Annotated in this window: 25 protein-coding genes; 12 read left to right on the forward strand and 13 right to left on the reverse strand. The window is 67.9% G+C overall.

Annotated elements, in window-relative coordinates:
• Positions 1-13: 13 nt before the first annotated feature.
• Together CWC60_RS07150 and CWC60_RS07155 are read right to left on the reverse strand one after the other, a co-directional pair.
• On the reverse strand, positions 14-463 hold the full coding sequence (locus CWC60_RS07150) for a (2Fe-2S)-binding protein (RefSeq protein WP_109793294.1): 450 nt from the start codon (positions 461-463) through the stop codon (positions 14-16).
• A gap of 69 nt (positions 464-532) precedes the next feature.
• Positions 533-1186, reverse strand: a complete 654-nt coding sequence (locus tag CWC60_RS07155) for a TetR/AcrR family transcriptional regulator (RefSeq protein ID WP_164516419.1) — start codon at positions 1184-1186, stop codon at positions 533-535.
• A gap of 123 nt (positions 1187-1309) precedes the next feature.
• Here CWC60_RS07155 and CWC60_RS07160 point away from each other — a divergent pair, with 123 nt between their 5' ends.
• The 6 genes from CWC60_RS07160 to gor all read left to right on the forward strand — a co-directional run bounded on the left by CWC60_RS07160 (position 1310) and on the right by gor (position 8372).
• Positions 1310-2302 (forward strand): DMT family transporter, encoded by a 993-nt coding sequence (locus CWC60_RS07160; RefSeq protein ID WP_109793296.1) that lies wholly within the window; start codon positions 1310-1312, stop codon positions 2300-2302.
• A gap of 33 nt (positions 2303-2335) precedes the next feature.
• On the forward strand, positions 2336-2626 hold the full coding sequence (locus tag CWC60_RS07165; RefSeq protein ID WP_109793297.1) for a hypothetical protein: 291 nt from the start codon (positions 2336-2338) through the stop codon (positions 2624-2626).
• A gap of 42 nt (positions 2627-2668) precedes the next feature.
• Entirely contained in the window at positions 2669-4216 is a 1548-nt protein-coding gene (locus CWC60_RS07170; protein ID WP_109793298.1) for an acyl-CoA carboxylase subunit beta, read from the forward strand.
• Positions 4217-4241: 25 nt separating this feature from the next.
• Positions 4242-5270 carry a TIGR03617 family F420-dependent LLM class oxidoreductase gene (locus CWC60_RS07175; protein ID WP_164516420.1) on the forward strand — a complete coding sequence of 343 codons (1029 nt, stop codon included), beginning with the start codon at positions 4242-4244 and terminating at the stop codon, positions 5268-5270.
• Positions 5271-5462: 192 nt separating this feature from the next.
• Positions 5463-6920, forward strand: coding sequence for an NADP-dependent succinate-semialdehyde dehydrogenase (gene gabD, locus CWC60_RS07180; RefSeq protein ID WP_109793421.1), 1458 nt, complete (start codon positions 5463-5465; stop codon positions 6918-6920).
• 99 nt (positions 6921-7019) lie between these two features.
• The gene (gene gor / locus CWC60_RS07185) at positions 7020-8372 is read left to right on the forward strand and encodes a glutathione-disulfide reductase (RefSeq protein ID WP_109793422.1); all 1353 of its coding nucleotides are present in this window, start codon (positions 7020-7022) and stop codon (positions 8370-8372) included.
• Positions 8373-8551: 179 nt separating this feature from the next.
• Here gor and CWC60_RS07190 read toward each other — a convergent pair whose 3' ends face one another.
• From CWC60_RS07190 to htpX, 10 genes are all read right to left on the reverse strand, one after another.
• Positions 8552-9280: a methyltransferase gene (locus tag CWC60_RS07190; RefSeq protein WP_109793300.1), complete on the reverse strand. Its 729-nt coding sequence runs from the start codon at positions 9278-9280 to the stop codon at positions 8552-8554.
• A 64-nt stretch (positions 9281-9344) separates the two neighbouring features.
• Positions 9345-10079 carry an enoyl-CoA hydratase/isomerase family protein gene (locus CWC60_RS07195; RefSeq protein ID WP_109793301.1) on the reverse strand — a complete coding sequence of 245 codons (735 nt, stop codon included), beginning with the start codon at positions 10077-10079 and terminating at the stop codon, positions 9345-9347.
• On the reverse strand, positions 10076-10564 hold the full coding sequence (locus CWC60_RS07200) for a MaoC family dehydratase (protein ID WP_109793302.1): 489 nt from the start codon (positions 10562-10564) through the stop codon (positions 10076-10078). Before CWC60_RS07200 ends, CWC60_RS07195 begins: the two co-directional genes overlap by 4 nt.
• A complete protein-coding gene (locus tag CWC60_RS07205; protein ID WP_109793303.1) occupies positions 10561-11748 on the reverse strand; it encodes a CaiB/BaiF CoA transferase family protein in 1188 nt (395 codons plus the stop codon). The genes CWC60_RS07200 and CWC60_RS07205 overlap by 4 nt, the downstream gene beginning before the upstream one ends.
• Positions 11749-11787: 39 nt before the next feature.
• Positions 11788-12690, reverse strand: coding sequence for a DMT family transporter (locus tag CWC60_RS07210; protein WP_125182742.1), 903 nt, complete (start codon positions 12688-12690; stop codon positions 11788-11790).
• A gap of 141 nt (positions 12691-12831) precedes the next feature.
• Positions 12832-14418 (reverse strand): bifunctional phosphoribosylaminoimidazolecarboxamide formyltransferase/IMP cyclohydrolase, encoded by a 1587-nt coding sequence (gene purH, locus CWC60_RS07215; RefSeq protein WP_109793305.1) that lies wholly within the window; start codon positions 14416-14418, stop codon positions 12832-12834.
• Positions 14415-16064, reverse strand: a complete 1650-nt coding sequence (locus CWC60_RS07220; RefSeq protein WP_109793306.1) for a heparinase II/III family protein — start codon at positions 16062-16064, stop codon at positions 14415-14417. The genes purH and CWC60_RS07220 overlap by 4 nt, the downstream gene beginning before the upstream one ends.
• Positions 16065-16084: 20 nt before the next feature.
• On the reverse strand, positions 16085-16768 hold the full coding sequence (gene rpe, locus CWC60_RS07225; protein ID WP_109793307.1) for a ribulose-phosphate 3-epimerase: 684 nt from the start codon (positions 16766-16768) through the stop codon (positions 16085-16087).
• 48 nt (positions 16769-16816) lie between these two features.
• Entirely contained in the window at positions 16817-18097 is a 1281-nt protein-coding gene (locus tag CWC60_RS07230) for an RsmB/NOP family class I SAM-dependent RNA methyltransferase (protein ID WP_206419810.1), read from the reverse strand.
• Positions 18094-19020 carry a zinc metalloprotease HtpX gene (htpX, locus tag CWC60_RS07235; RefSeq protein WP_109793309.1) on the reverse strand — a complete coding sequence of 309 codons (927 nt, stop codon included), beginning with the start codon at positions 19018-19020 and terminating at the stop codon, positions 18094-18096. Before htpX ends, CWC60_RS07230 begins: the two co-directional genes overlap by 4 nt.
• An 82-nt stretch (positions 19021-19102) precedes the next feature.
• Between htpX and CWC60_RS07240 the strand changes: the two genes are divergently transcribed.
• The 6 genes from CWC60_RS07240 to CWC60_RS07265 all read left to right on the forward strand — a co-directional run bounded on the left by CWC60_RS07240 (position 19103) and on the right by CWC60_RS07265 (position 24441).
• Complete coding sequence (locus CWC60_RS07240; RefSeq protein ID WP_109793310.1) at positions 19103-19282, forward strand: DUF1674 domain-containing protein; 180 nt, start codon at positions 19103-19105, stop codon at positions 19280-19282.
• The gene (locus CWC60_RS07245) at positions 19272-19886 is read left to right on the forward strand and encodes a LolA family protein (RefSeq protein ID WP_109793311.1); all 615 of its coding nucleotides are present in this window, start codon (positions 19272-19274) and stop codon (positions 19884-19886) included. Before CWC60_RS07240 ends, CWC60_RS07245 begins: the two co-directional genes overlap by 11 nt.
• Positions 19883-20650, forward strand: a complete 768-nt coding sequence (locus tag CWC60_RS07250; RefSeq protein WP_109793312.1) for a gamma-glutamyl-gamma-aminobutyrate hydrolase family protein — start codon at positions 19883-19885, stop codon at positions 20648-20650. The genes CWC60_RS07245 and CWC60_RS07250 overlap by 4 nt, the downstream gene beginning before the upstream one ends.
• A 177-nt stretch (positions 20651-20827) precedes the next feature.
• The gene (locus tag CWC60_RS07255; protein ID WP_109793313.1) at positions 20828-22012 is read left to right on the forward strand and encodes a CaiB/BaiF CoA transferase family protein; all 1185 of its coding nucleotides are present in this window, start codon (positions 20828-20830) and stop codon (positions 22010-22012) included.
• A gap of 88 nt (positions 22013-22100) precedes the next feature.
• Entirely contained in the window at positions 22101-23351 is a 1251-nt protein-coding gene (locus CWC60_RS07260; protein ID WP_109793314.1) for a cytochrome P450, read from the forward strand.
• Between the two features lie 31 nt (positions 23352-23382).
• On the forward strand, positions 23383-24441 hold the full coding sequence (locus CWC60_RS07265) for a TIGR03617 family F420-dependent LLM class oxidoreductase (RefSeq protein WP_109793315.1): 1059 nt from the start codon (positions 23383-23385) through the stop codon (positions 24439-24441).
• Positions 24442-24644: 203 nt separating this feature from the next.
• Here CWC60_RS07265 and CWC60_RS07270 read toward each other — a convergent pair whose 3' ends face one another.
• Positions 24645-25946, reverse strand: a complete 1302-nt coding sequence (locus CWC60_RS07270) for a 3-hydroxyacyl-CoA dehydrogenase (protein ID WP_109793316.1) — start codon at positions 25944-25946, stop codon at positions 24645-24647.
• Between the last annotated feature and the right edge of the window lie 44 nt (positions 25947-25990).

Here is a 25990-nt window from a genome sequence, read left to right on the forward strand (position 1 = left end):
GTTCCGCTCCGGCTCAGGCGCGCGCGGCGCGGTGGATCGCGCGGCGGATGCGGCTGTAGGTGCCACAGCGGCAGATGTTGGTGATGGCGGCGTCGATGTCGGCGTCGCTCGGCTCCGGGTTCTCGTCCAGCAAGGCCGCCGCGGCCATGATCATGCCGGACTGGCAGTAGCCGCACTGGGGAACCTGCTCGTCGATCCAGGCCTGCTGCAGGCGGTGCAGCCGGCCGGCCCGGCCGATACCTTCGATGGTGGTGATCTCGGCGCCCTCGACGGCTTCGACGGGCAGAACGCATGTCGGGGTCGCAACGCCGTCGACATGGACGGTGCAGGCGCCGCATGCGGCCACGCCGCAGCCGAATTTCGTGCCGGTCAGTCCCAGGGTCTCGCGGATGACCCAGAGGAGCGGGGCGTCGCCCTCCACGTCAACCGTCACCGGTTCGCCATTCAGGACGAAGCTCGCCATTCCCGCCTCCCGAGATGCCGGCGATACAGCCGGTGGAGATTCAACGCTTCAAATTTAACTGACCAAGGGTCAGTTATCAAGAACCGCGGCGAGCAGGGCGGCGAGGCCGGGGCGGACCACCGTCTCGAAGTCCGGCCGGAGGTTCTGGAATTCGGCCCGTTTCATGACGTTGCGCGCCGATTTCGGCGGATCGGAGACCTGCCATAGGCCGATGACCAGCGCGTAGACCTGCAACAGCAGGGCCGGCCCGTCGCCCGGACCCAGCTTCGGAATCCGCCCCTCGGCCAGCGCGCCGAGCTCGGCGAGGGCGCCGGAAGTCGCCTGCTTGAAGGCGAGTACGGCATCCTCCGCAACCTGGCGCTCCAGGGTGCCATGACACTGGGCGGCCAGCCGCAACATCACCGTGCGGCTCCGCAGGTCGGCGGTCATCCACTCCGCGATGCCTTCCGGGCTCGGCGTGGCGCCTTCCAGCGAGGCGGCGATGGCGTCGACCCAGGCTTCCAGCTCGTCGGTGAACAGGGCGAGGAAGATTTCCTCCTTGGCGCCGAAATAGAGATAGACCGTGCCCTTCGCCAGGCCGGCCCGCCTGGCCACCTGGTCCACGCTGGGAAGCTCGCCGTCGGTCTCCACGAACAGATCGCGGGCCGCGGTCAGGATGGTCTGACGGCGTTGTGCCTTCTCGATGTCGCCGCGGGCGCGTCTGGGTCTGGTGGTGTCGGCCATAGCTGACCCAAGGTCAGCAATGGCGCTGCCCCTGTCAAGCGGCGGACGCGGCTGGCCGCCCATGCATGCGCCACTGCGGACAGCGCAATGGATCGGCGGGGAATTCCGGCATAATCTCCCGCGATGCCTGCTCACGACCATCCCGAACCCCTGCCGCACGAGAAGGCCGAGGAAGCCCGCCTGCGCAATCGGGGGGTGCTGGTCGGCATGGGCTATCTGGTGCTTTCGGGCCTGCTGTTCGCAATCTTCACGGCCATTGTCAGGTGGGTCTCCAGCGACCTTCACCCGGCGGAGACCGCCTTCATCCGCTACCTTTTCGGTTTCCTCTTCCTGCTGCCGATCTTCATGGGCGCCCGGCGGCGCGAACTGAAGACGAAGCGGCCGGTGATGCACGTGTTGCGCGGGCTGATCCACGGTACGGGCGTGCTGCTGTGGTTCTACGCCATCGCCAAGATCACCCTGGCGGAAGTGACCGCGCTGGCCTTCACCGCGCCTGTCTGGGCGACGCTCGGTGCCTTTCTCTTTCTCGGCGAGACGGTCCGGGCCCGGCGCATCGCCGCGGTGCTGATCGGCCTGCTCGGCGCACTGATCGTGCTCTTCGGCATTCCTTCCTCCCAGGCGGAACTGATGGCGAATCTGAGCGGCATCGGCCTGGGGCAGTTCGCGATCCTCGTCGCCGCGCCTCTGTTCGCCTGCTCCAAGCTGATGACCAAGCGGCTGACGGATACCGAGAACACGACGGCCATCGTCGCCTGGCTGTCGCTGACGGTGACGGTGGTGCTGGCCATACCGGCGATCACGGTCTGGCGCATGCCGTCGCTGGAAGAATGGCTGTCACTGGCCGCGGTCGCGGCGCTGGCCACCACCGCGCACATCTGCATGACCCGCGCCTGGCAGGCCGCCGACATCTCCGTCACCCAGCCGGTGGAGTTCCTGCAACTGGTCTGGGCTTCCCTGATCGGCATCTACATGTTCGGCGAGACGCCGACCCTCGGCATCTGGATCGGCGGCGCGGTGATCGTCGGCTCCGCCAGCTACATCGCGCACCGCGAGGCGCTGACGCGGCGCCAGGAGCGGACGGCGGAAGCGGTTGCGGCCCGGCCGCATGCGACTTAAACCTTGCTCCACGGGTCAATGAGGGAGCATCCGATGGCGGACCAGAACCAGCAGTTCATCGACGGCGTGTTCAACGTCGGCATCCAGGATGGCGCCGTCCGCGTCGACTTCTTCACCTATTCCCCCACCCAGAAGGATGCCGAAGGCAAGCCGGCACGGCAGTTCACCCAGCGCCTGGTGATGAGCCCCCAGGGCTTCCTGCAGACCTATTCGGCGCTCGACCAGCTCGTCCGCCAGCTCGAGGAGCGCGGTCTGGTGCAGCGCAAGGACGGCGCCGCGAAGACGACATCCGATTCACTGCCCGACACCGACGGCAAGGACTGAACCGTTGGCGGTCCGGGTGACGGCAGGGGAGGGCCGGTCACCATGCGCGATCTGATCGAGGACCTGGAGCGGCGCCGCGCGGCCACGCTGGGGCATGGCGGCGTCGAGCGCGTCGAACGCCAGCGCAAGGCCGGCAAGAACACCGCGCGCGAACGCGTCGGAATGCTCCTCGACGCCGGCAGTTTCGACGAGATCGGCCAGCTCGCCACCCACGCCTATACCAAGGTGACGCCGGTCAAGAACAAGGTGACCCCTGCCGACGGCGTCGTCACCGGATTCGGCACCGTCGACGGCCGGCCTGTCGGCGTGGTGGCCGAGGATTTCACAGTGCTCGGCGGCTCGCTCGGCCTGATCAACTTCGAGAAGAAGTGCCGGATGATGGAGCTGGCCGAACGCGACCGCGTACCGCTGGTCTGGCTGTTCGACGGCGCCGGCGCGCGCACCGACGAATATGTCGGCCAGGGCCTGGCGCCGATGCACCACTTCATGATCCAGGCGCGGCTTTCGGGCACCGCGCCCCAGGTGGCGGCGGTCATGGGACCGAGCGCGGGCGATTCCTCGCTGCTGGCCGCCATGATGGAATTCATCGTCATGGTCCGCGGCACGTCGATGCTCGCCGCCGGCGGCCCGCCGCTCGTCGCCTCCGGCACCGGAGAGACCGTGGACAAGGAGGAACTGGGCGGCGCGGATCTGCATTGCGGCCACTCCGGTGTCGGCGACAACGCCGTCGACACGGAGGAAGAGGCGATCGCCGCGGTGAAGCGCTACCTCTCCTACCTGCCCACCAATGCCTGGGCCTGGCCGCCGTCGATCGAATCCACGGACCCGGCCGACCGGGCCGAGGAGGCGCTGCTCGACATCATTCCGGAGAACCGCCGCCGGCCATACGACATGAAGAAGGTGATCGACCTGGTGGTCGACCGCGGCAGCTTCTTCGAAATCAAGCCGGACTACGCGAAGATGATGATTACCGGCCTGGCGCGGCTGAACGGCCATCCCGTCGGCATCTGCGCCAACCAGCCCAAGGTGCTGTCGGGCGCAATCACCGCGGCGGCCGGCCAGAAACTTCGGCATTTCATGGACATCTGCTCGGCCTATCATGTGCCGCTGGTCTTCCTGACGGATACGCCGGGCGTCATGACCGGGCCGAAGTCGGAGCGGGAGGCGGCGCTGCGCGTCGGCATGCAGGTCGCCTACAGCTTCGCCTTTGCCGACGTGCCGATCCTCACCTGTGTCGTGCACAAGGGCTTCGGCTACGGCGCCGCGGCCATGGGCGGCTATGGAGCCGGCCAGTCGGCGGTGCTCGCGTGGCCGACCGCCGACTTCAACGCCATTCCGCTGGACAGCGGCATCACTGCGGCCTACCGCGCGGAACTGGCCGCCTCGCCGGATCCGAAGAAGCTGCACGCCGAACTGGTGGCGGAGTACAAGGATGTCATCGGCGCGGTGCCCGCCGCCGGGCAGATGAAGATCGACGACGTGATCGACCCGCGCGAGACGCGTCTGCGCCTCATCCGTGCGCTGGAGCGGGCGCTCAACCGGCGGACCGAACCGCCGAAACGAACCGTGCGGCATGGCGTGCTGCCATGACCGCCGCGAAGGGGAGGACAGAATCATGGCACTGAAGATCGACTGCCAGCTCCGCGGGCTGGATTTCCGCGAAGTGGGCCAGCACGCCAGACTGATGGAGGACATGGGCTTCGACGCGGCCTGGACCTTCGAGGCCGGCCAGGACGCCTTCACGCCACTGACGCTGGCGGCTGCGGCGACCGAGAAGATCCATCTGGGCACCAATATCGCCGTCGCCTTCGGGCGGAGCCCGTTTTCCATGGCGCAGACCGCCTGGGACATGCAGAAGCTCTCGCGCGGGCGCATGCATCTGGGTGTCGGCACCCAGGTCCGCGCCCATATCGAGCGCCGCTTCTCCATGCCGTTCGACCGGCCGGCGGCCCGGATAACGGATTACATCCGCTGCATGAAGGCGATCTTCGACACCTTCCAGAACGACACGAAGCCCGACTATCGCGGCGAGTTCTACCAGTTCACGCTGATGAACCCGTTCTTCAATCCGGGCCCGGTCGACAATCCCGATCTGCCGGTCTACCTGGCCGGCGTGAACCCGCGCATGTGCCGCGCCGCAGGCGAGGTCGCCGACGGGTTCCACGCGCATCCGATCCATACGGTCGGCTATCTGAAGGACGTGGTGAAGCCGGCGATCGACGAGGGCGCGAAGACGCGCGGCAAGTCGGTCGACGACCTGGAAGTCCAGACCATGGTGCTGATCGCTTCCGGCGACACGCAGGCCGAGATCGACAAGGCGGTCGAGGACGTGCGCTTCCAGATTTCCTTCTACGGTTCGACGCCGAACTATCGCCCCGTGCTGGAGCACATGGGCTATGGCGATCTGGGCAAGGAACTGAGCCAGATGATGCGTTCCGGCCAGATGAAGGAAATGCCGAAGAAGATCCCGGACGCGATCGTCGAGCAGGTCGCGGTGATCGGCAAGCTGTCCGAAGTCGGCAAGGTGGTCCGCGAGCGCTACGAGGGCGTGCTCGACCGCGTCGCCTACTACTATCCGATCCCCGCCGACCAGCCGGTCGAGAAGTGGAAGGCCTTCACAGACGAGGTCAAGCGCGCCGCCTGAACGGCGTCAGGACCGGCCGTTCATCCTCCCGCCGCCCGCCTTCCCTGACGTCAGTTTCGGGGCGGGCGGCGGGATTTCGCCTTGAAATGACCCCGGCGAGCGCATCAAGTGTGCCTTAGCGGCATGCGAGGCCGCCGACGACATTTCCGGGAGGCAACGATGAACGAGCAATCGCCGATGGGCGCACCGGCCCTGGGACTGAAGGATGGCAGGCTGTTTCGCGAGCAGTGCTATGTGGGCGGCGCCTGGAGCGATGCCGACAGCGGCGCGAAGATCGACGTCGTCAATCCGGCCACGGGTCAGGCGATCGGCACCGTGCCGAAGCTGGGCGCCGGCGAGACCCGCCGCGCCATCGAGGCCGCGAAGGACGCCCTGCCGGGCTGGCGGAAGAAGACCGCCAAGGAGCGGGCCGCCGTGCTGCGCAAGTGGTTCGACCTGATCATGGAAAACCAGGAGGATCTGGCGCGGCTGATGACCGCGGAGCAAGGCAAGCCCCTGGCCGAATCCCGGGGCGAGATCGCCTATGCCGCCAGCTTCATCGAATGGTTCGGCGAGGAAGGCAAGCGCGTCTACGGCGACACCATTCCCAGCCATCGCGGCGACGCCCGCATCGTCGTGATCAAGGAACCGGTCGGCGTTACCGCCGCGATCACGCCGTGGAACTTTCCGTCCGCCATGATCACCCGCAAGGCCGGTCCGGCGCTGGCGGCGGGCTGCACCATGGTCGTCAAGCCGGCGACCCAGACGCCCTATTCGGCGCTGGCGCTGGCGGAACTGGCCGAACGCGCGGGCGTGCCGAAGGGCGTGCTGTCGATCATCACCGGTCCGGCGAGCGAGATCGGTGGCGAGCTGACCGCCAACCCGGTCGTGCGCAAGCTGACTTTCACGGGCTCCACGGATGTCGGCAAGAAGCTGATGGCGCAGTGCTCCGACACGTTGAAGAAGCTGACAATGGAACTGGGCGGCAACGCGCCCTTCATCGTCTTCGACGACGCCGATCTGGATTCCGCGGTGGAGGGCGCGATCCAGTGCAAGTTCCGCAACATGGGCCAGACCTGCGTCTGCGCCAATCGTATCTACGTGCAGTCCGGCGTCTACGACGCCTTCGTCGAGAAGTTCTCGGCTGCCGTGGCGAAGCTGCGGGTCGGCGACGCGCTGAAGAACGAAGTCGACCAGGGACCGCTGATCGACCAGAGCGGTTACGACAAGGTACGCGAGCACATCGACGACGCGCTGTCCAAGGGCGGCAGCATTGTCCAGGGCGGCAAGCCGCATGAACTGGGCGGTCTGTTCTACCAGCCGACGGTAATCCGCGACGTCACCCAGGAAATGAAGGTGGCGAAGGAGGAGACCTTCGGCCCGCTGGCCCCGGTCTTCCGCTTCGAGACCGAGGAAGAGGTGCTGGCCAAGGCCAACGATACCGAGTTCGGTCTCGCCTCCTACTACTTCACCCGCGACATCGGCCGCATCTGGCGAATGTCGGAGGGGCTGGAGTACGGCATCGTCGGCATCAACACCGGTCTGATCTCCTCGGAAGTGGCGCCCTTCGGCGGCATGAAGGAGTCCGGCTTCGGCCGCGAGGGCTCGAAGTACGGGATCGAGGACTATGTCGAGGTGAAGTACCTGCTGATGGCGGGCATCGACAAGTAGCCGCCAGCCGGTCCGCCCGTGATTGCTCTGGACTTGGCTTACCGCCCGTTGTGACTATCTGACCGCAGGTTGGACAACACGAACGAGCGGGGCCTTTCCATGAGCAATTACGACTTCGACCTCTTCGTCATCGGCGTCGGTTCCGGCGGCGTCCGCGCGGCGCGCATGGCCGCTTCGAACGGCGCGAAGGTGGCGGCCGCGGAGTCGAGCTGGCTGGGCGGCACCTGCGTCAACGTCGGCTGCGTGCCCAAGAAGCTGCTGGTCTATGGCAGCCATTTCAGCGAGGACTTCGAGGACGCCTCGGCCTATGGCTGGGACGTGCAGGTCGGCGGTTTCCACTGGGACCGTCTGATCGCCAACAAGAACAAGGAGATCTCGCGGCTCAACGACGTCTACCGACGGCTCTGCGACAATGCCGGCGTCAGGCTCTACGAGACCCACGCGGAGATCATCGACAATCACACCATCCAGGTGGGCAACGAGCGGGTGACCACCGACAGGCTGCTGATCGCGACCGGCGGCTGGCCGTCCATGCCGGACGTGCCGGGCATCGAGCACGCCATCTCGTCCAACGAGGTGTTCTTCCTGGAGAAGCGGCCCGAGCGGTTCGTGGTCGTCGGCGGCGGCTACATCGCGCTGGAGTTCGCCGGCATCATGCATGGTCTCGGCAGTCACGTGACCCAGATCTACCGCGGCGAGCAGATCCTGCGCGGCTTCGACCAGGACGTCCGCGACGTCGTCGGCCGCGAGGTCCGGAAGAAGGGCGTCGATCTGCGCACCGAGGTCAATGTCTGGGAGATCGACAAGCGCGGCGAGAAGCTGGTCGCCAAGCTGACCGACGGCACCGAGATCGAGGCCGATTGCATCATGTACGCGACCGGCCGCCATCCCAGGATCGACGGCTACGGACTCGAACGGCTCGGCGTCGAGATCAGCGCCGAGGGCGGCATCAAGGTCGACGACTATTCGAAGACCAACATCGACAATGTCTGGGCCATCGGCGACGTGACGCACCGCATGGCGCTCACGCCCGTGGCGATCCACGAGGCGATGTGCTTCTACCGCACCGAGTTCCTGGGCGAGCCGGAAAAGGTCGACCACGACAACGTGCCTTCCGCCGTGTTCAGCCAGCCGCCGGTGGGTTCGGTCGGGCTTTCCGAAGCTCAGGCCCGGGCGGTCCACGGGGAGGTCGACATCTACCGCTCCGCCTTCACGCCGATGAAGCACACCATGACCGGCCGCGACGAGAAGACGATGATGAAGCTGATTGTCGCCCGGGACAGCCAGAAGGTCGTCGGCGTCCACATGGTCGGTCCAGAGGCGGGCGAGATCATCCAGGGCATCGCCATCGCCGTGAAGATGGGCGCCACCAAGGCCGACTTCGACCGCACCATCGGCATCCATCCGACTGCGGCCGAGGAGTTCGTCACCATGCGCCAGAAGGCGGCTTAGCGGCAGGCGAGGCAGGCGCGCCGTTCTGTCCACTGCCGAGTCCCGAGCGAACCGCAGGTTCGACTCGGGACCCACGCCTGGGCAAATCCGGTCGCACCTTTTCCGGCGGAAAGGCTCAGGCACGGGCCCCGGGCGCCGGCTGAAGCCGGCCCCAGGGCTCGGGGGCATTCTCGAACGGTTCAGGCGGCCTTGACGGCCTCCGGCTCCGGCGTGACGGCGTGCGCGGCGGCGGCGGGTTCGATCAGATAGAAGGCGGAGCGGAAGCCGACCTGCAGGTAGGCGATGCTGAGCAGCTTCAGTTTCAGGGACTTGGGCGGCATGCGGCGGAACTCCGCCACCCTGAGACCATGCTGTCCGGCGAGTTTCTCGATCTTCGGCCGGAACCAGGCCGGGAACTGCACCAGCAGCCGCCCGCCGGGAGTCAGGTGGTCGGCGGCCTCGGCGAACAGGATCGGCAGATAGCGTACCGAGGTGGCGAACTGCGCCTCCTCATCGGCGAAATCGGCGGCTATGTAGGGCGGGTTGGCGAGGATCAGGTCGAAGCGCCCTTCGACATTGTCGAACATGTCGCTGACCAGGGCGCGCACGTTGGTCAGGCCCAGGCGGCGTGCGTTCTCCGCGGTATTGCGGACCGCGACCTCGCTGATGTCGACGGCGATGACCTCGCGGGCGCGCGCCGCCGAGAAGATGGCGTTGACGCCGCAACCGCAGCCCAGATCCAGCACCCGCTCGCCGGGCCGGCAATAGGCGGCCGAGGCCTGCTCGTTCTCGATCGGCTTGTAGACGCCCGGCAGGATGACAAGCTCCCGGCCCTCCAGCGTGATCTTCGGCCAGAGCGCGTTGAGTTTCCGGACATACCAGTACCAGAAGGTCATCAGGCCGCGCTTGTAGAGCGTATAGGGATGCATCGGCTTACCTCTCGGGGTTTGCCGAAGTGTCCGCGCAAATGCCTAAGGAGTCGTTTCCGTATGCCTACCGGCCCGTGAAGTCCGGCGCCCGCTTCTCCCGGAACGCCGCAGCGCCCTCGGCGAAGTCCGACGAACTGCGGATCGCCTCCAGGTCGCGCCGCGCCAGCCCGGCCCGCTCCGACGGTCCCTTGGGCAGCATCTCGGCGACGTGCCGCTTCAGCGTCGAGAGCACCATCGGCGCGAGGCCGGCGAGCTTCTCGGCATAGTCCATGGCGGCGTCCATCACCTCCGCCTGCGGGACGACGCGGTTGACCATGCCCGTCTCGTAGGCGCGGGCGGCGGTCATCGGCTCGCCCAGCATCATGAACTCCATGGCGATCTTGTGGGGCACGCGCGCGGCCACCGAGGCGATCAGCCCGCCGGAGAGCCCGACCTTCGCCTCCGGATAGACGAAGGTCGCGTCTTCGGCCATGACGCAGAGATCGCAGAACTGCACCAGGATGAAGGCGCCGCCGACGCAGATGCCGTTGACCGCGGCCACGACCGGCTTGTCGACATGCACCCCGACGCTCGGCGCGAAGGGCCAGATCTCGGGCGGGTCCCGCAGGTCCGCGCCGACGGAGAAGGCGCGGTCGCCGGCCGCGGTCAGCACCGCCGCGCGCTCCGGCCCGGCCTGAAAGCGCGTCCACGCCTCGGCGAGTTCCGCGCCGAGTTCCTTCGAGAGAGCGTTCAGCTTGTCGGGACGGTTCAGGGTGATCACCGCGACGCGGCCGCGGACCTCGTAGAGTACGGTGCTCATGGTTGCGCCTCCGGCTGCCGCTTCTTCACCAGGTACTTGTGCTCGCCCTCCAGCACCAGAACGCCGTCCTGGTTGTGGATGGTGGCGCGGCAGGTCACGACCCCTGTCGTCCGGCCCGGCTTCAGTTCGGTGATCTCTAGCTGCGGATAGAGCGTGTCGCCGGCATAGACCGGGGCCATGAACTTCGCCGACGCCTCGATGAAACCGATCAGCGCCTCGCCGATGACGTGCGGAAAGACGCCGGCGCCGGCGGCGGTCTGCGCCATGACCTGCAGCCCGTGGGCCAGCAGGCCCCGGTGGCCCTGGCGTTTGCAGTATTCGACATCGTAGTGGATCGGATGGTTGTCGCCGGAGGCGAGCTGGAAAGCGGAGAACAGGGCGTCCGTCTGGGTGCGGGAGTTGATGTAGAAGGTCCGGCCAACCTCCAGGTCCTCGAAATAGGAAGCTTCGCACATACGGTGTTCTTCGGGTCTGAACTCGCTCATGTGGTCTTCTCCCCCAGAAAGACGGCGCGCTTGGCCGCCATATCGGCGATCTCGTCCGGCGCGTAGCCCAGCTCGGCCAGGATCGCGTCGCCATGCTGGCCGATCCCCGGCGCGTCGCCGATGTCGGCCGGCGATTGCGGTGCGCCGGGCACCCGCGCCAGCGGGCTTTCGCCCACGCCCGGCTGATCGGCGGCAGGCGCGGCCTGCACGGCGCGGACATGCTCGTCGGCCAGCCAGTCGTTGAAGGTGTTGACCGGCTCGCAGAGAATGCCTTCCGGCTTGAGGATCGCCATCCACTCGGCCGTGGTCTTCTCACGGTAGCGCGTCCGGAGCTGATCCATCAGTTCATCCAGGTGTTCCGCGCGGTTGGCGAAGGTCTGAAGACGCGGGTCGTCGGCCAGGTGCGGCAGGCCGATCAGCCGCGCGGTCTTCACGAATTCGGCGTCGCGGACCAGCGTCACGGCGATCCAGCCGTCCTTCGTCTCGAAGTTGCCGGCCGGCGGATTGAAGGCCTGCGGCGTGCCGCCCTGCAGATGCGCTTCCAGGATCTTGGGCGCCAGGATGGCCGCCGCGCCCTGCATCAGGCTGACGTCGATGTGGCGGCCCTCGCCCGTCTGGCCGCGGGCGTAGAGGGCCGTCGCGACGGCCTGGTAGGCGAACAGGCCGGTGATGGAATCGACCAGCACCGCGCCCACCTTCACCGGCGCGCCGTCATTGCCCGTGTTGACGCTCATCAGGCCGGAAAAGGCCTGGGCGACGGTGTCCGTGCAGGGACGTTCGCGGTAGGGGCCTTCCTGACCGAAGCCGCTGACCGAAAGGTAGAGCGCCCGGCGGTTGATGCGGCGGATATCCTCGTAGCCGATCTTCAGCCGGTCGGCGACGCCGGGCCGGAAGCTCTCGATCACCACGTCGGCGTCGCGGGCCAGGCGGTAGATGATCTCCAGCCCCGCCTCCGACTTCATGTCGAGGGCGATCGAGCGTTTGCCGCGGCTGTAGTAGACGCCGTGCGCCGAGTGCTGGCCGTAGCGCACGCCGATCGGCCGGATCCAGTCGCCGGCTTCCGGCTCCACCTTGATGACGTCCGCGCCGTAGAGCGCCAGCAGCATGCCGGCGTGCGGGCCGGCCACTCCCTGGCTCATGTCGAGGACCTTCAATCCCCGATAGGGTCTCGCATAATCGGTCATGCCCCTCACGTTCCTCCCCTCGTTCCGCGTGCGCCGGCTTCAGACCGGTCTGGCCGGTTCCCGCACCGGCGGCGATTTGCCCGTGATCTTACGTTCCCTGTAGGCGATGTAGAAGCCGCCGGCGAAGATCATCACCGATCCGATCCAGACCCAGAGGTCGAGCACCTGGGCGAAGAAGAACCAGCCCAGCAGCGCGCTCCAGAACAGCTTCGAGAAATCGAAAGGCAGAACGGCGGTGGCGTCGGCCAGCCGGAAGGCCTGGGCGAACGCCATCTGGGAAAAGGTGCCGATGACGCCAATGGCGGCGAGCCAGATGAACTGCTCCGCCGTCGGCCAGGTCCAGACGAAGGCGGCGGCGATGCCCGAGATCGGCGTCAGCATCAGCACCATGTAGAGCGATACGGTGATCGCCGAGTCCGTGTCGGTCAGGCGCTTGATGATCGTCATCGCCACGCCCCACATCATCGCCGCCAGCAGGATGTAGACCGCGCCGGGTTCGATGGCGGACATGCCGGGGCGCAGGATCACCAGCGTGCCGAGGAAGCCGATGGCGAGCGCGGTCCAGCGGTGGGCGCGCATCTTCTCGCCCAGGAACAGCACCGCCAGCAGCGAGGTGAACAACGGCGCGGTGAAGCTGAGCGACTGTACGAGGCCCAGCGCGATGCCGGTCGTGATGCCATAGAAGAACAGCAGCATGGCGACCGCGTTCACCGCGCCGCGGGCGAAGTGGAGCTTGATCTTGGTGGTGCGGAACGGCTCAAGCCCGTAGCGGATGAAGATCGGCGTCAGCGCGACGATGCCGAACAGGTTGCGGAAGAACGCGATCTCGAAGCCGTGCAGGCCCTGCTTGCCGAGATACTGGATCATGGCGTGCATGACGCTGAAGCCCATCGTTGACAGCACGACCAGCGCCGCGCCGGCCAATGTCGGAGACAGCTTCACGCAGATTTCCCGATGGAGCGGGTAGAGCGCCGGCGATCCCCCGTCCCGACCTTCCCCCTTGGGCAGGGGGGAGGGAGGACCCGCGTCATGCGGGTCGGGAGGGGGATCGGGACAGGCAGATTCGTCTGGTTCTGCACTCGATCAGTGCCGGAAATGGCGCATGCCGGTGAACGCCATGGCGAGACCGGCCTCGTCGGCTGCCGCGATGACCTCGTTGTCGCGGACCGAGCCGCCGGGCTGGATCACCGCCGTCGCGCCGGCCTCGACCGCCGCCAGCAGGCCGTCGGCGAAGGGGAAGAAGGCGTCGGAAGCGACGACCGAGCCTTTGGTCCAGCTTTCGGCGTCGCCGGCGGCCTCGCGGGCGTCCTCGGCCTTGCGCGCGGCGATGCGCGCGGAATCGACCCGGCTCATCTGGCCGGCGCCGATGCCGACCGTGCGCTGGCCGCGGACATAGACGATGGCGTTGGACTTGACGTGCTTGGCGACGCGGAAGGCGAAGATCATGTCCGCCATCTCGGCGTCGCTCGGCGCGCGCTTCGTCACGATCCGGAGGCCGGATTTGGTCACCCGGCCGTTGTCGCGCGACTGGGCCAGCACGCCGCCGGCCAGCGCCTTGTAGGCCAGGCCCGGCGCCGCCGGGTCGGGCAGGCCGTCGGTCAGCAACAGGCGCAGGTTCTTCTTCTTCGCCACGATCTCGATGGCTGCTTCCGAAGCGCCGGGGGCGATGATGACCTCGGTGAAGATCTCCGTGATCTTCGCCGCCGCATCCGCTTCCAACGGCCGGTTCAGCGCGATGATGCCGCCGAAGGCGCTGACGGGATCGCAGGCCAGCGCCCGCGCATAGGCCTCGGCCACGCTGGGTCCGGTGGCGACGCCGCAGGGATTGGCGTGCTTGATGATGGCCACGGCCGCCGCGTCGCGGGCGTCGAACTCGGCGACCAGTTCATAGGCCGCGTCGGTGTCGTTCAGGTTGTTGTAGCTCAGCGCCTTGCCCTGGAGCTGGCGCGCGCTGGCGACGCCGGGACGCAGATCGCCGGAGGGGTAGAAGGCCGCCATCTGGTGCGGGTTCTCGCCATAGCGCAGCGGCTGGGCCGGGCCTGCCGAGACGGCGAATCGGCCCGGCATCTCGTCGGACTGGCCGGCGAACCAGGCGGTGATCGCGGAATCGTAGGCGCCGGTCCTGGCGAAGGCCTTGGCCGCCAGATGCTCGCGGAAGTCCAGCGTCAGCCCGCCTTCGTTGCGCCACTGCTCCATCAGCCCGTCATAGTCCGCCGGGTCGGTGACGATGGCGACGAAGCGGTGGTTCTTGGCGGCCGACCGGATCATCGCCGGTCCGCCGATGTCGATGTTCTCGATCGCGGTCGTACGGTCGGCGCCGGCGGCAACGGTCTGTTCGAAGGGGTAGAGGTTGATGATGACGAGATCGATGGGGGCGATGTCGTGGTCCTTCATCGCCTTCACGTGGCTCTCGGCGTCCCGCAGCCCCAGGATGCCGCCGTGGATCTTCGGGTGCAGCGTCTTGACGCGGCCGTCCATCATCTCCGGCGAGCCGGTGTGATCGCTCACCTCGGTGACGTCGCAGCCCATGTCGGCGAGCGCCCGGGCGGTGCCGCCGGTGGACAGGATTTCCACGCCCTTCGATTTCAGGAACCGACCCAGCCGGTCCAGCCCCGACTTGTCGGAAACCGAGATCAGCGCGCGCTTCGGCGCGAACGTAGTGTCGGTCATAGTTCCAGGCCCTCCTGCGCGGCTTCTTCCTGTCCCTCGGGGCCGTCAATCAGCCCGAAAGCCCACTGCACCGCAACCGATTCTTCCGCAAGGCTGCCCGCCAGCACGATCTGGGTGCTACGGCGCGGCGAACCATCGCCGAGATGGATACTTTCCTCGAGCTGTGGCGCCGCGCCCGCCACACGGAACCGCCAGCCGCGGCCCGATTTCAGGCTGAGAATCACCGCCGTGCCGCCCTGCGAGAGCGAGGCCCGGACCAGGGGGTGCAGGTGGAAGCGGATGGCAAAGGGCGTAGGTTGGCCGGTTCTGCGCTCCAGCGGCTCCAGTACGTCCTCGCCGCGGAAGTCGCCGCCAGTGGCGTCGAGGTAGAGCCGTCGGCGGTGCACCAGGCCGAAACTGCCGCGATAGCCGTCATGGCTCATTTCCAGCCAGGTGGCGTCGGTCGATTCCGTGCGCGTCGCCTCGGCAGCCATGCGCCGGCGTCGCTTGCGCCCGGCTTCCGGCACCGCGATGGCGTTGGTGTCGGCGACCGTCAGGGTGGAGTGTGCCGCCGTCGACGCCAGCGCCTTCGACCACTGCGCCGCCGGGGGGCGGGCGCTGCCGCTGTTGACCACGATGCGTTCGCGCCGGTGGCTCAGTTCGAAGCTGAGCAGGCCGGCATGGCCGACGCCGGCCTCCGGGTGCGGGCCGCCAAAATCGGCGACGACGACCGTGCGGCCGCCCTCCATCCGTTCGAAGCCTGTGCGGGGCGCCGACAGGTTAGGCCGGCCGCGTACGCCGGAGCGCTTGATGGTAACCTCGATCGCGGCCGGATCGCCTTCGGTCGCGCCGTTGAACAGCGCCAGACCGCCATCGCCATGGCGGAACATGCGCAGCGTCGGCGTGATCCGGTCGACGGCGTGGACCAGCGGCTCCGGCGGCGGTTCGCCCACCTCCATCATCACCCGCTTCAGCAGGACGAGATCCTGCAATACGGCGTGCAGCAGCTCCGGATCGCGGCTGACATGACCGCCGTCGGAATGAATCTGCCGCTGCGTCTGATCGGTCAGCAGCCGCAGGCCCGTTTCGGCATAGGCGCGCGATTCGGGCAGGCAATAGCCCAGCAGCGCCAGCCCTGCGGCCGCCTTGATCGCTGGCGGGCCAGGCGGCGCCTTGTCGGCCGTGCGCGCCAGATGCCGCGCCTGCCGGCCCAGCGAGCGCAGCAGGTTGGAGCGGTAGGTCAGTTCGGCGTTGCGGATCAGCAGGTCCGCGTTCAGGCACCAGTTGATCAGCCGGCGCGACAGGATGTCGGGGCGCCAGGCGAAGGCCTCGTACTGTCCGCAATGGGTGAGCCAGGCGCCGGCGAGAGAGCGGGCGGCGCGTTCGGCGGCGTCGCCGCCGGCGGCGCGGAAATCGCGGAGCCAGTCGAAGCCCTGCAGTGCGGCGCGCCAGCTCTCGGAGCCGCGATGTCCCGGCCAGGGCGTGCTGGGCCCGACATCCACGACCTCCCCGCCGAAACTGTAGATGCCGCGGAACAGCTCGTTGGCGCGGGCGGCGTCGCCATCCCACGGATCGGCCGGCTGGAAAGCGAGGCCGTGATGAAACCTGCCCCTCAGGCTCATGCGGTATAGGGCGCTGCCGTAGATGATGTCCCGGACGCCGCGCATGGTCCCTGGTTCCCGTATTGTCAGTCGGCGGCGTCGGCTGCGTTGGCGGCGCCGCGCAGCGCCTCGATATTGCCGGCGTAGCACTCGGGCCCGCCCTGGAAGACCGCCGTCCCCGCCACCAGCGCGTCGGCGCCGGCGGACAGCACGTCGACCGCGGTCTGGGCGTTGACGCCGCCGTCGACCTCCAGGGTGACGTCGACCTCGCAGCCGTCGATCAGGCCGCGCAGGGCCGAGATCTTGTCGAGCTGGCTGCGGATGAACTTCTGGCCGCCATAGCCCGGATTGACGCTCATGACCAGGATCAGGTCGAGATCGTGAATCACCGGTTCCACCGACTGCCACGGCGTCGCGGGATTGAGCGCGACCCCGGCCTTGATGCCGAAGCTGCGGATGAGCTGCAGCGTGCGGTGCAGATGCGGGCCGGCCTCGCCGTGCACGGTCAGGATGTCGGCGCCGGCATCGACGAAGGCTTCGACATACCTGTCGACCGGCGAAATCATCAGATGCACGTCGAAGGGCTTCTGCGTATGGCCTCGCAGGGCCTTGATGACGGCGGGGCCGATGGTGAGATTGGGCACGAAATGGCCGTCCATGACGTCCACGTGAATCCAGTCGGCGCCGGCGGCGTCGATGTCCTGCACTTCCTCTCCCAGATTGGCGAAATCGGCGGAGAGGATCGAAGGCGAGATGATGGGTGTCTTCATGGCGCCTTCCCTACCAGTTTCGCGGCTGCCCGACAATGTGGCCGGGTATCAAGCATGCACAAGCCGGGCCGCGAAGAATCCGTCCATTCCGCCGCGTTCGCCGAGATGGCTGGGCAGGGTCCGAAGGTCCCCCTCGGCGGTTGCCGCGTCGGACGGCAGGCCCAGCGCCGCCGCGTCGACGGGCGCGCGGCGAAAGCCTTCATGCCGCGCCAGGAAGGCGGCGATGCGCGTCTCGCCCTCCTCGGGCTCCATGGAGCAGGTGCAGTAGACCAGTGTACCTCCGGGGGCGACGAAACCGGCGGCGCGGTCCAGCAGTTCGTCCTGCGCGCCCGACAGCGCCGCAACGTCGGCCTCGCCGCGCAGCCAGCCGATATCGGGATGGCGGCGGAGCGTACCCGTCGCGGTGCAGGGCGCGTCCAGCAACACCGCGTCGAAGACCTCTTCGCGGTCGAAGTTGCGGAAGTCGGCGGCGACCGTCTCGGCCTCGAGTTCCAGGCGATCCAGATTGGACTGCAGGGTCTGCAGCCGTTTGGGCGAGCGGTCGACCGCCGTGACCCGCGCGCCGCCGGCCGCGGCCTGGGCCGTCTTGCCGCCGGGCGCAGCGCAGGCGTCGAGCAGGGATCTGCCGGAGAGATCGCCGAACAGCCGCACGGGCAGGGTGGCGGCGGCGTCCTGCACCCACCAGCGCCCCTCGTCGAAGCCTTCCAGGTCCGGCACAGGTCCCCCGGTGGCGATACGGACCGAGCCTGTGGGCAGGACTTCGCCTCCCAGACGCGCGGCCCAGCCGTCCGGGTCCGATTTCACGGTGAGGTCGAGCGGTACGGCGTCCTGCCACAAGACGCCGGCGATGGCCGACAGCGTGTCCTCGCCGAAGCGGGCGCGCCAGCGCCGCGCGAGCCAGTCCGGCAGGTCGTGGCTTCGGGCTTCGGGCTGCCCGATCTCGCGCCGGCCGTCGCGGTCGAAGCGGCGAAGCACCGCGTTGACCACGCCGCGGAACTTGCTGCGCTGGCCCAGCAGGTTGACCTGTTCGTTGACCACCGCATGCGCGGGACTGCCGAGAAAGAGAAGCTGCGCCGCGCCGGCGAGCAGCGCCAGATGGGCGTCGCGGCCCGATTTCGGCAATGGCCGCGAGAGGTAGCGCGCGATCAGGTGCTCGATGGAGCCCTTGTGGCGCAGGCTGGCCAGCGCGATGGCGCGGACGAAGCGGCGCTCGCGGTCTTCCAGCCGCCCCGCCGCCGACGTCAGCGCCTCGTCGAGCGGCTGGCCCCGGTCGAGGACACGCCTGAGGGTGTCGAGCGCAGCCGCCCTTGCGGGGGGAGGGGGGCTCAACCCCAGGGCCTGTTGCGCGTCGGGCCGGGATCGGTGACCGGAACTGAAGTAGCGCGGGGACCGGCGGCGCGGTCCTGCATCTGACCAGCCAACTCCCGTAGCCGCGCGACCCGGTTCGCCGTCGCCGGGTGCGTGGAGAACAGGCCGTCAACCGAATGGGCGTGCAGCGGGTTGATGATGAACATGTGGGCCGTTGCCGGGTTGCGCTCGGCGCGGTGGTTGTCGATGCCGCGGGCGTAGGCGTCGAGCTTCTCCAGCGCCGATGCGAGCCAGAGCGGGTTGCCGCAGATCTCGGCGCCGCCCCGGTCGGCGGAATATTCGCGCGTGCGGCTGATGGCCATCTGCACCAGCATGGCCGCGACCGGCGCCAGCATGGCGACCAGCAGCGTGCCGACGAAACCGAGCGGGTTGTTGTCGTTGCGGCCGAACATGCCGAAGAACAGCGCGAAGTTGGCCAGCATGCCGATGGCGCCGGCGATGGTCGCAGTGACCGTCATCGTCAGCGTGTCGCGGTTCTTCACGTGGGACAGTTCGTGCGCCATGACGCCGGCGATCTCGTTGCGGTTCAGACGGCGCAACAGGCCGGTGGTCGCCGCAACCGCCGCCTTGTCGGGGCTGCGGCCGGTGGCAAAGGCGTTGGGCTGGTCGGACTCGATCAGATAGACCTTCGGCATCGGCAGGCCGGCGTGGGTGGCGAGGTCCGCCACCAGGCCGTGGAACTCGGGCGCGGAGCGGCTGTCGACCTCTTTCGCGCGGTACATGCGCAGGACGATCTTGTCGGCGTTCCAGAACGAGAAGGCGTTCATGGCGAAGGCCACGACCAGCGCGATGATCAGGCCGCCCTGGCCGCCGATCAGGTAACCGGCGGTCATCAGGATCGCCGTCATCGCGGCCAGCAGCAGCGCGGTGCGTGCGTAGTTCATGATTTTCCGTGTTGAAGGCGTTGCGTCCGCTAATATCTAAGGCTCCCGTACCGCCGCGCAAGCATTCAACGGAAGGCCGTTCATGACCGATACAGGAAAAGCCGATAACCCGGAGTTCGACGAGACGGAAGACGGCAAGCTGCGCCGCCGTAAGGCCGCGCACAGGCTGGAGCAGGCGCCGGGCGAGCGGGAAGGCCGCAAGGGCCCGGAGCCGACGCGATACGGCGACTGGGAAAACAAGGGGATCATCAGTGATTTCTAGGCTGCTGGCCGCCCTCGCGGCGGCGTTTCTGCTGGCGCAGCCCGCGCTGGCGCTGACGGACGAGGAGCGCGCCACGGTCCGGGCGGCGGAGCAGTACCTGCAGGATATCGAGACCCTGAGTGCGGACTTCGTGCAGCAGGCGCCGAACGGCGGCGTCGCCGAGGGCGAACTGATGCTGCGCCGGCCGGGGCTGATCCGCTTCGACTATGCGCCACCCTCCGAGATCCTGCTGGTCTCCGACGGCGCGCTGGTGAGCTTCATCGACTACGAGGTCGGCCAGCTTTCGCAATGGCCACTGTCGGACACGCCGCTCAGCTACCTGGTGCGGCGGGATGTCGACCTTCTCCGCGACACGGTGGTAGATCAGGTCCGCGAGGAGGGCAATACCGTCCGCTTCCGGGTGCGCGACCGTGACGACCCGGAACAGGGCGCGATCACCTTCCACTTCACCACCGATCCGATGACGCTGCGCGGCTGGCGACTGGTCGACGCGCAGGAGCAGGAGACGCAGGTCGCGCTGACCGATCTCAGCCTGAACCGCGAACTGCCGCGGGATGCCTTCCGCTTCGACGAGCCCAAGGCCCCCTGGGCGACCAGCCCATGAGCGCTGCGATCCGGCCCGTCGTGGCCATCGCCACCAACCGGCGCGAACTCGACGGTCACCGTTTCCATGCCTCCGGCGAGAATTACATCCACTCGGCGGTCGACTACGCCGAGGCCACGCCGGTGCTGCTGCCGGCGCTGCTCGACATCTCCGCCATCGGCAGTCTGGTTGCCGGAATTCATGGTGTGGTGCTGACGGGGGGCGCGTCGAACATCCAGCCGCATCTCTACGGCGAGGACGAGGAGGCCGAAAGCGGCGAGCGCGACGCCGGCCGCGACACCACCGCCTTCGCGCTCACCCACGCCTGCCTGGAGCACGGCGTGCCACTGCTTGGCATCTGCCGCGGCATCCAGGAAATGAACGTCGCCCTGGGCGGTTCGCTGCATCAGCATCTGCGCCATGTTCCCGGCAAGTTCGACCACCGCCGCCCGCGCGAGAAGCCGGTCGAGGAACAGCTCGCGCCGCGCCACGGCATCGCCATCCGCCATGACGGCCTGCTGGCGCGCATCCTGGAAGGCGCCCGCGAGGTCAAGGTGAACTCGCTGCATGGCCAGGGGGTCAAGCGCGTCGCCGACCGGCTCGTGGTGGAAGCGACCGCCGCCGACGGGTCGATCGAGGCGGTCAGCGTCCGCGGCGCCAAGGCTTTTGCCCTGGGCGTGCAATGGCACGCCGAGGCCGATCCGGGAAAGTACCCGGTGCACGAGAAGATCTGGCGCGCTTTCGGCGACGCCTGCCGCCAGCGCCTGGAATCCGTGGCAGGGTAGTCAGTCGTTGGACAAGCGAAGAGGACGGCGTGCTCGGGCTTGACCCGAGCACCCGGATGGATGTCTGTCCTGGGCCCTCGGGTCCTGGCCCGAGTGCGCCGGCAATGGCGTTGCACTTGCCCCCGCCCGATTTCGCGCCACCATGGGCGGTATCTGCACGACACGGAGACAGAGCCCATGGCCGGACCCCTCGACGGCATCCGCATCCTCGATCTCAGCGCGGTGATCTCCGGCCCCTTCGGCACCATGATGCTGGCCGACCAGGGCGCTGACGTGATCAAGGTCGAGCCGCCGGGGACCGGCGATTTCACCCGTCAGGCCGGCAACAGGCAGAACGGGGTCTCGGCCAGTTTCCTCAACAACAACCGCAACAAGCGCTCCATCTCGCTCGACCTGAAGAGTGCGGAAGGCGTGAAGGTGATCAAGCGGCTCGCGCGGACCGCCGACGCCATGGTGCAGAATTTCCGCCCCGGCGTCGTCGACCGTCTCGGCGTCGGCTATGATGCCATCCGGGAAGTGAAGCCTGACATTGTCTACGTCTCGATTTCCGGTTTCGGCGAGAATGGTCCCTTCGCGCAGAAGCCTGTCTACGACCCGATCGTGCAGGCGCTGTCCGGGCTCGCCTCGGTCCAGGGCGGCTCGGACCGGCAACGGCCGCGGCTGATCCGCACCATCGTGCCCGACAAGCTGACGGCGGTGACCGCCAGCCAGGCCATCACGGCGGCGCTGCTGGCGAAGGAACGGACGGGCCAGGGGCAGCATGTGAAGCTCTCCATGCTCGACTCCGTACTGGCCTTTCTCTGGGCCTCCGACATGGGCGCGCAGACCTATGTGGGCAAGGAGGTCAGCCAGCAGCGCGCGGCGAGCTTCATCGACCTGATCTACGAGACGAAGGACGGCCACATGTCGGTCGCCGTCATGACCGACCGCCAGTGGCGCGCCTTCTGCGAGACCATGGGCAAGCCCGAATGGCTGGAGGACGAACGGTTCGCCACCACGGAACTGCGCGATCTCAACATCGATGCGCGCCTGGAGCTGATCCAGTCGGTGCTGCGCGACCGCACCACCGACGAACTTATGGGGCTGCTGGAGCCCGCCGGCGTGCCCTGCGCCCCGGTGCTGCACCGCAAGGACGTGATCCGGCATCCGCAGATCCTGGCCTCCGATATCCTGCGCGAGCACGACCACCCGGTCGCCGGCCGGCTGCGCCAGACGCGGACCGCCGCCCGCTTCGAAGGCACGACACCGGAATACCGCCGCGGCGCGCCGGCTCTGGGCGAACACACCGACGAGATCCTGGCCGAGGCGGGTTACGCCGCCGACGAGATCGAACGCCTGCGCGGGGCGAAAGCCGTCGGCTGACACTTGGCCTCGCGCTCGATGCGCGCCGGGTCTAGGATCAGCGTTGCCCGCCTGGGGAGGATGGGCCGCAAGACCGGGGGAGGCTTCGATGAGCGCAGTCGCGGAATTCGATCCACAGGCGGATGCGGAATCGCTGCCGCTGGACGCGATCGACATCAGCCTGGCGGAACGCTTCAGGGACGACACGATCTGGCCCTATCTGGCGCGGCTGCGCCGGGACGCGCCGGTCCACTACTGCGCGCAGAGCCGCTACGGCCCCTACTGGTCGATCACGAAGTACAAGGACATCGTCGAAGTCGAACTGGACACCGAGACCTTCTCGTCGGACTCCAGCCATGGCGGCGTCACGATGGCGGACATTTCGCCCGAGTTCACTTCGCCGGCGTTCATAACCATGGACCCGCCGAAGCATACCGGTCAGCGCAGGGCGGTCAGCCCCATGGTGTCGCCGACCAGCCTGAAGACGCTGGAGGACACGATCCGGGAACGCACGGGGCGTGTGCTGGACAACCTGCCGCTGGACGAGACCTTCGACTGGGTCGAGACGGTCTCCGTCGAGCTGACGACCCAGATGCTGGCGACGATGTTCGACTTCCCGTGGGAGGACCGGCATCTGCTGACCTGGTGGTCGGACGTGGTCACCGCCGACAGCCGCGCGGGCGGGCCGATCGATTCCCCGGTGAAGCGGCGTCAGGAGCTGCAGAAGTGCTATGACTATTTCAAGCGCCTCTGGGACGAACGCGTCGACGCGGAGCCGCGCTTCGACCTGATCTCCATGCTGGCCCACTCCCCGGACACTCGCCATATGGACGCCGAGGAGTTTCTCGGCAATCTGCAGCTGCTCATCGTCGGCGGCAACGACACGACCCGGAACTCCATGTCCGGCGGCGTCTGGTTCCTGCACAACAACCCGGCCGAAATGGCGAAGGTGCGCGCCAACCCGAATCTCATTCCTTCCATGGTGTCCGAGATCGTGCGCATGCAGTCGCCCATCGTGCACTTCCGCCGCACGGCGACGCGCGACGTCGAATTCCGCGGCCAGACGATCCGCAAGGGCGACAAGGTCGTGCTCTGGTACATTTCCGGCAACCGCGACGAGGAGGTGATCGACGAACCCGACCGTTTCATCGTCGACCGCCGCCGTCCGCGCCAGCATCTCTCCTACGGCTTCGGCATCCACCATTGCGTCGGCCGCCGGCTGGCCGACCTGCAGCTGCGGATCCTGTGGGAGGAAGCGCTGTCGCGGTTCAGCGCCATCGAGGTGAAGGGCGGGCCGGAGCGCGTCTATTCCAATCTGATACACGGGATCAGCCGGCTGCCGGTGCGCGTCTCGCGCTGAACCGGGCGACGGACGCGAAGGGGAGGATTGCATGAAGATCGACGGGGCGCTGTTTCCGGGGGTGGACGATCTGAGACTCTATGACGGCAATCTGGCGATCGTGCCGGAGCGGATCAGGCTGCTGGAGGAGATGGGCTTCGACGGCGCCTTCACGCTGGAAACCAATGTCGATCCCTTCTTCAACCTGCTGCTGGCGGCCGAGCATTCCAGCCGGATCGAGCTGATCACCGGCGTCGCCATCGCCTTCGCCCGCTCGCCCATGATCACGGCGCTGCAGAGCTGGAACCTGCAGGAATATTCCGGGGGCCGCTTCATCCTCGGCATCGGCTCCCAGGTCCGCGCCCATGTGGAGAAGCGCTTCTCCATGCCCTGGCACGGTCCGGCGAAGCAGATGCGCGAATACGTGCTGGCGCTGCGCGCCATCTGGGACCACTGGCAGAACGGCACGAAGCTGAATTTCCGCGGCGAGTTCTACACCCACGCGGTCACCAACCCGGTCTTCACGCCGGCGCCGCTGGACGGGCCGCCGCCGAAGATTCACGTCGGCGGGCTGGGCCCGCGCATGGTGGAGATGGCCGGGGAGGTCGCCGACGGCCTGTTCGCCCATCCGTTCATCACGCCGAAGTTCCTGCACGAGGTGCAGGTGCCGGCGCTGGAGCGCGGCCTGGCGAAGAGCGGCCGGAGCCTCGCGGATTTCGACATGCCGGCGATGATCATCACCATCACCGGCCGCAATGACGAGGCGATCGAGCGGGCCGAGGCCAATGTCCGCCGCCTGCTCGCCTTCTACGGCTCGACGCCGAACTATCACAGCGTGCTGGAAGCCCATGGCTGGAACGACCTGGGGCCGATCCTGAACCGCATGTCCAAGGAAGGGCGCTGGGCGGAGATGCCCGCCGAACTGCCCGACGAGATGGTGGAGCAGTTCTGCGTCAAGGGCCGGCCGTCGGAGATTCCGAAGCTGATCGAGCAACGCGCGGCGGGCCTGGTCGACCGCCTCACTCTCTACGCCCCCTACGCCTCCGAGCCCGAGCTCTGGGGCGACATCGTCGCGGGCGTCAAGGCGCTACCCGGCAAGAAGGTGGCCTGAGAGGCGCAGGGCGGTTCGGTGGCCGCCGGACCTGGCGGCACGGGGGCCGTCGGCGGTGGCCCGAGCGGTGGAATCGTAACACGGAGTGATGCAATCACAGGCGTCCTGGGGCTTGACCCCAGGACCCAGTTCGTCGGTGCGCTGGGCCCTTGGATCAAGTCCAAGGGCGACAAGAGGAGATGGGTAGTCGCTGACGGCAGAGCCTAGCCGACCCGCAACCCGCCCTTGTCGATCTCGGTGAACCTGCCCCCGCTGGCGGCGAGCTCCCGCAGCGTCTCGGCCGGGGCGAAGCGGTCGTCTTCCGCTGCGATGCGCTCCATGACGTCGAGCACCTTCTTCGCGCCGATGCGGTCGCCGTAGAACATCGGCCCGCCCTTGTCGGCCGGCCAGCCATAGCCGTTCAGCCAGATGACGTCGATGTCGGAGGCGCGCTGGGCCTTGCCGTCTTCGAGGATCCGCACGCCCTCGTTGATCATGGGATAGATGCAGGCCTCGATGATCCGCTCGGCGCTCATCGGCCGGCCCGCCTTCGGGTCGGCGCCGGTGATGTCGGCGATCACCTGCTCGGTCACGGCGGACGGCCGGGGCTGGCGGTCGTCGCCGTAGTCGTAATAGCCCGCGCCCGTCTTCTGGCCGCGCCGGTCCATCTCGCAGAGCGCGTCGCGGATCGGGTTCTCGGTTGTCGCGCCCTTCTTCCAGCCGATGTCGAGGCCGGCGAGGTCGGACATCTGGAACGGGCCCATGCGGAAGCCGAACGCGTTCAGCGCCCGGTCCACGTCCCAGGGCATGACGCCCTGGAAGACCAGCCGGTTCGCCTGCACCTGGCGCTGGCGCAGGATGCGGTTGCCGACGAAGCCGGGGCAGACGCCGACCAGCGCGGCCACCTTGCCGATGTCGCGCGCCACCGCCATGGAGGTCGCCACCACGTCGTCGGCGGTCCTCGCCGCGCGCACGATCTCCAGCAGCTTCATGACGTTCGCCGGCGAGAAGAAGTGCAGCCCGATGACGTCGCCGGGCCGGCCGGTCTCGGCGGCGATGGCGTCGATGTCGAGGCCGGAAGTGTTGGTGGCCAGGATCGCGCCGGGCTTCGCGATGCGGTCGAGCTCGGCGAAGATCGACTTCTTCAGCTCCAGGTCCTCGAACACCGCCTCGATGATCAGGTCGCAACCGCCCAGGTCCGCCATCGACAGCGTGCCGGTGATGCGGCCCATGCGCGTCTCGACCTCGTCGGCGGGGAAGCGGCCCCGCTCGGCGGAGCGCTGGTAGTTCTTGCGCACCGTCGCCAGACCGCGCTCCAGGGCGTCGGCCTTCGTCTCGACGATGGTGACCGGCACGCCCGCGGTGGCGAAGTTCATGGCGATGCCGCCGCCCATGGTGCCGGCGCCGATGATGCCGACCGACGTCACCGGCCGGAGCGCGGTGCCGGGGGCCAGGCCCGGCACCTCCCATGCGGCCTTCGCGGCGGCGGCGATGTAGTCGGCGGTGGCCTGGGTCTCGTCGGTCATGTCTGTCCTGTCCTTGTCCCGATAGGCGGCGTCCCCGGGCGTGA

This window comes from Minwuia thermotolerans, from assembly GCF_002924445.1.
Lineage (GTDB): Bacteria > Pseudomonadota > Alphaproteobacteria > Minwuiales > Minwuiaceae > Minwuia > Minwuia thermotolerans.

Bases quoted from the DNA above. Each gene is read 5' to 3' on its own strand.
- CWC60_RS07150 (WP_109793294.1), bottom strand. From the start codon at position 463: ATGGCGAGCTTCGTCCTGAATGGCGAACCGGTGACGGTTGACGTGGAG.
- CWC60_RS07155 (WP_164516419.1), bottom strand. From the start codon at position 1,186: ATGGCCGACACCACCAGACCCAGACGCGCCCGCGGCGACATCGAGAAG.
- CWC60_RS07160 (WP_109793296.1), top strand. From the start codon at position 1,310: ATGCCTGCTCACGACCATCCCGAACCCCTGCCGCACGAGAAGGCCGAG.
- CWC60_RS07165 (WP_109793297.1), top strand. From the start codon at position 2,336: ATGGCGGACCAGAACCAGCAGTTCATCGACGGCGTGTTCAACGTCGGC.
- CWC60_RS07170 (WP_109793298.1), top strand. From the start codon at position 2,669: ATGCGCGATCTGATCGAGGACCTGGAGCGGCGCCGCGCGGCCACGCTG.
- CWC60_RS07175 (WP_164516420.1), top strand. From the start codon at position 4,242: ATGGCACTGAAGATCGACTGCCAGCTCCGCGGGCTGGATTTCCGCGAA.
- gor (WP_109793422.1), top strand. From the start codon at position 7,020: ATGAGCAATTACGACTTCGACCTCTTCGTCATCGGCGTCGGTTCCGGC.
- CWC60_RS07190 (WP_109793300.1), bottom strand. From the start codon at position 9,280: ATGCATCCCTATACGCTCTACAAGCGCGGCCTGATGACCTTCTGGTAC.
- CWC60_RS07195 (WP_109793301.1), bottom strand. From the start codon at position 10,079: ATGAGCACCGTACTCTACGAGGTCCGCGGCCGCGTCGCGGTGATCACC.
- CWC60_RS07200 (WP_109793302.1), bottom strand. From the start codon at position 10,564: ATGAGCGAGTTCAGACCCGAAGAACACCGTATGTGCGAAGCTTCCTAT.
- CWC60_RS07205 (WP_109793303.1), bottom strand. From the start codon at position 11,748: ATGACCGATTATGCGAGACCCTATCGGGGATTGAAGGTCCTCGACATG.
- purH (WP_109793305.1), bottom strand. From the start codon at position 14,418: ATGACCGACACTACGTTCGCGCCGAAGCGCGCGCTGATCTCGGTTTCC.
- CWC60_RS07220 (WP_109793306.1), bottom strand. From the start codon at position 16,064: ATGCGCGGCGTCCGGGACATCATCTACGGCAGCGCCCTATACCGCATG.
- rpe (WP_109793307.1), bottom strand. From the start codon at position 16,768: ATGAAGACACCCATCATCTCGCCTTCGATCCTCTCCGCCGATTTCGCC.
- htpX (WP_109793309.1), bottom strand. From the start codon at position 19,020: ATGAACTACGCACGCACCGCGCTGCTGCTGGCCGCGATGACGGCGATC.
- CWC60_RS07240 (WP_109793310.1), top strand. From the start codon at position 19,103: ATGACCGATACAGGAAAAGCCGATAACCCGGAGTTCGACGAGACGGAA.
- CWC60_RS07250 (WP_109793312.1), top strand. From the start codon at position 19,883: ATGAGCGCTGCGATCCGGCCCGTCGTGGCCATCGCCACCAACCGGCGC.
- CWC60_RS07255 (WP_109793313.1), top strand. From the start codon at position 20,828: ATGGCCGGACCCCTCGACGGCATCCGCATCCTCGATCTCAGCGCGGTG.
- CWC60_RS07260 (WP_109793314.1), top strand. From the start codon at position 22,101: ATGAGCGCAGTCGCGGAATTCGATCCACAGGCGGATGCGGAATCGCTG.
- CWC60_RS07265 (WP_109793315.1), top strand. From the start codon at position 23,383: ATGAAGATCGACGGGGCGCTGTTTCCGGGGGTGGACGATCTGAGACTC.
- CWC60_RS07270 (WP_109793316.1), bottom strand. From the start codon at position 25,946: ATGACCGACGAGACCCAGGCCACCGCCGACTACATCGCCGCCGCCGCG.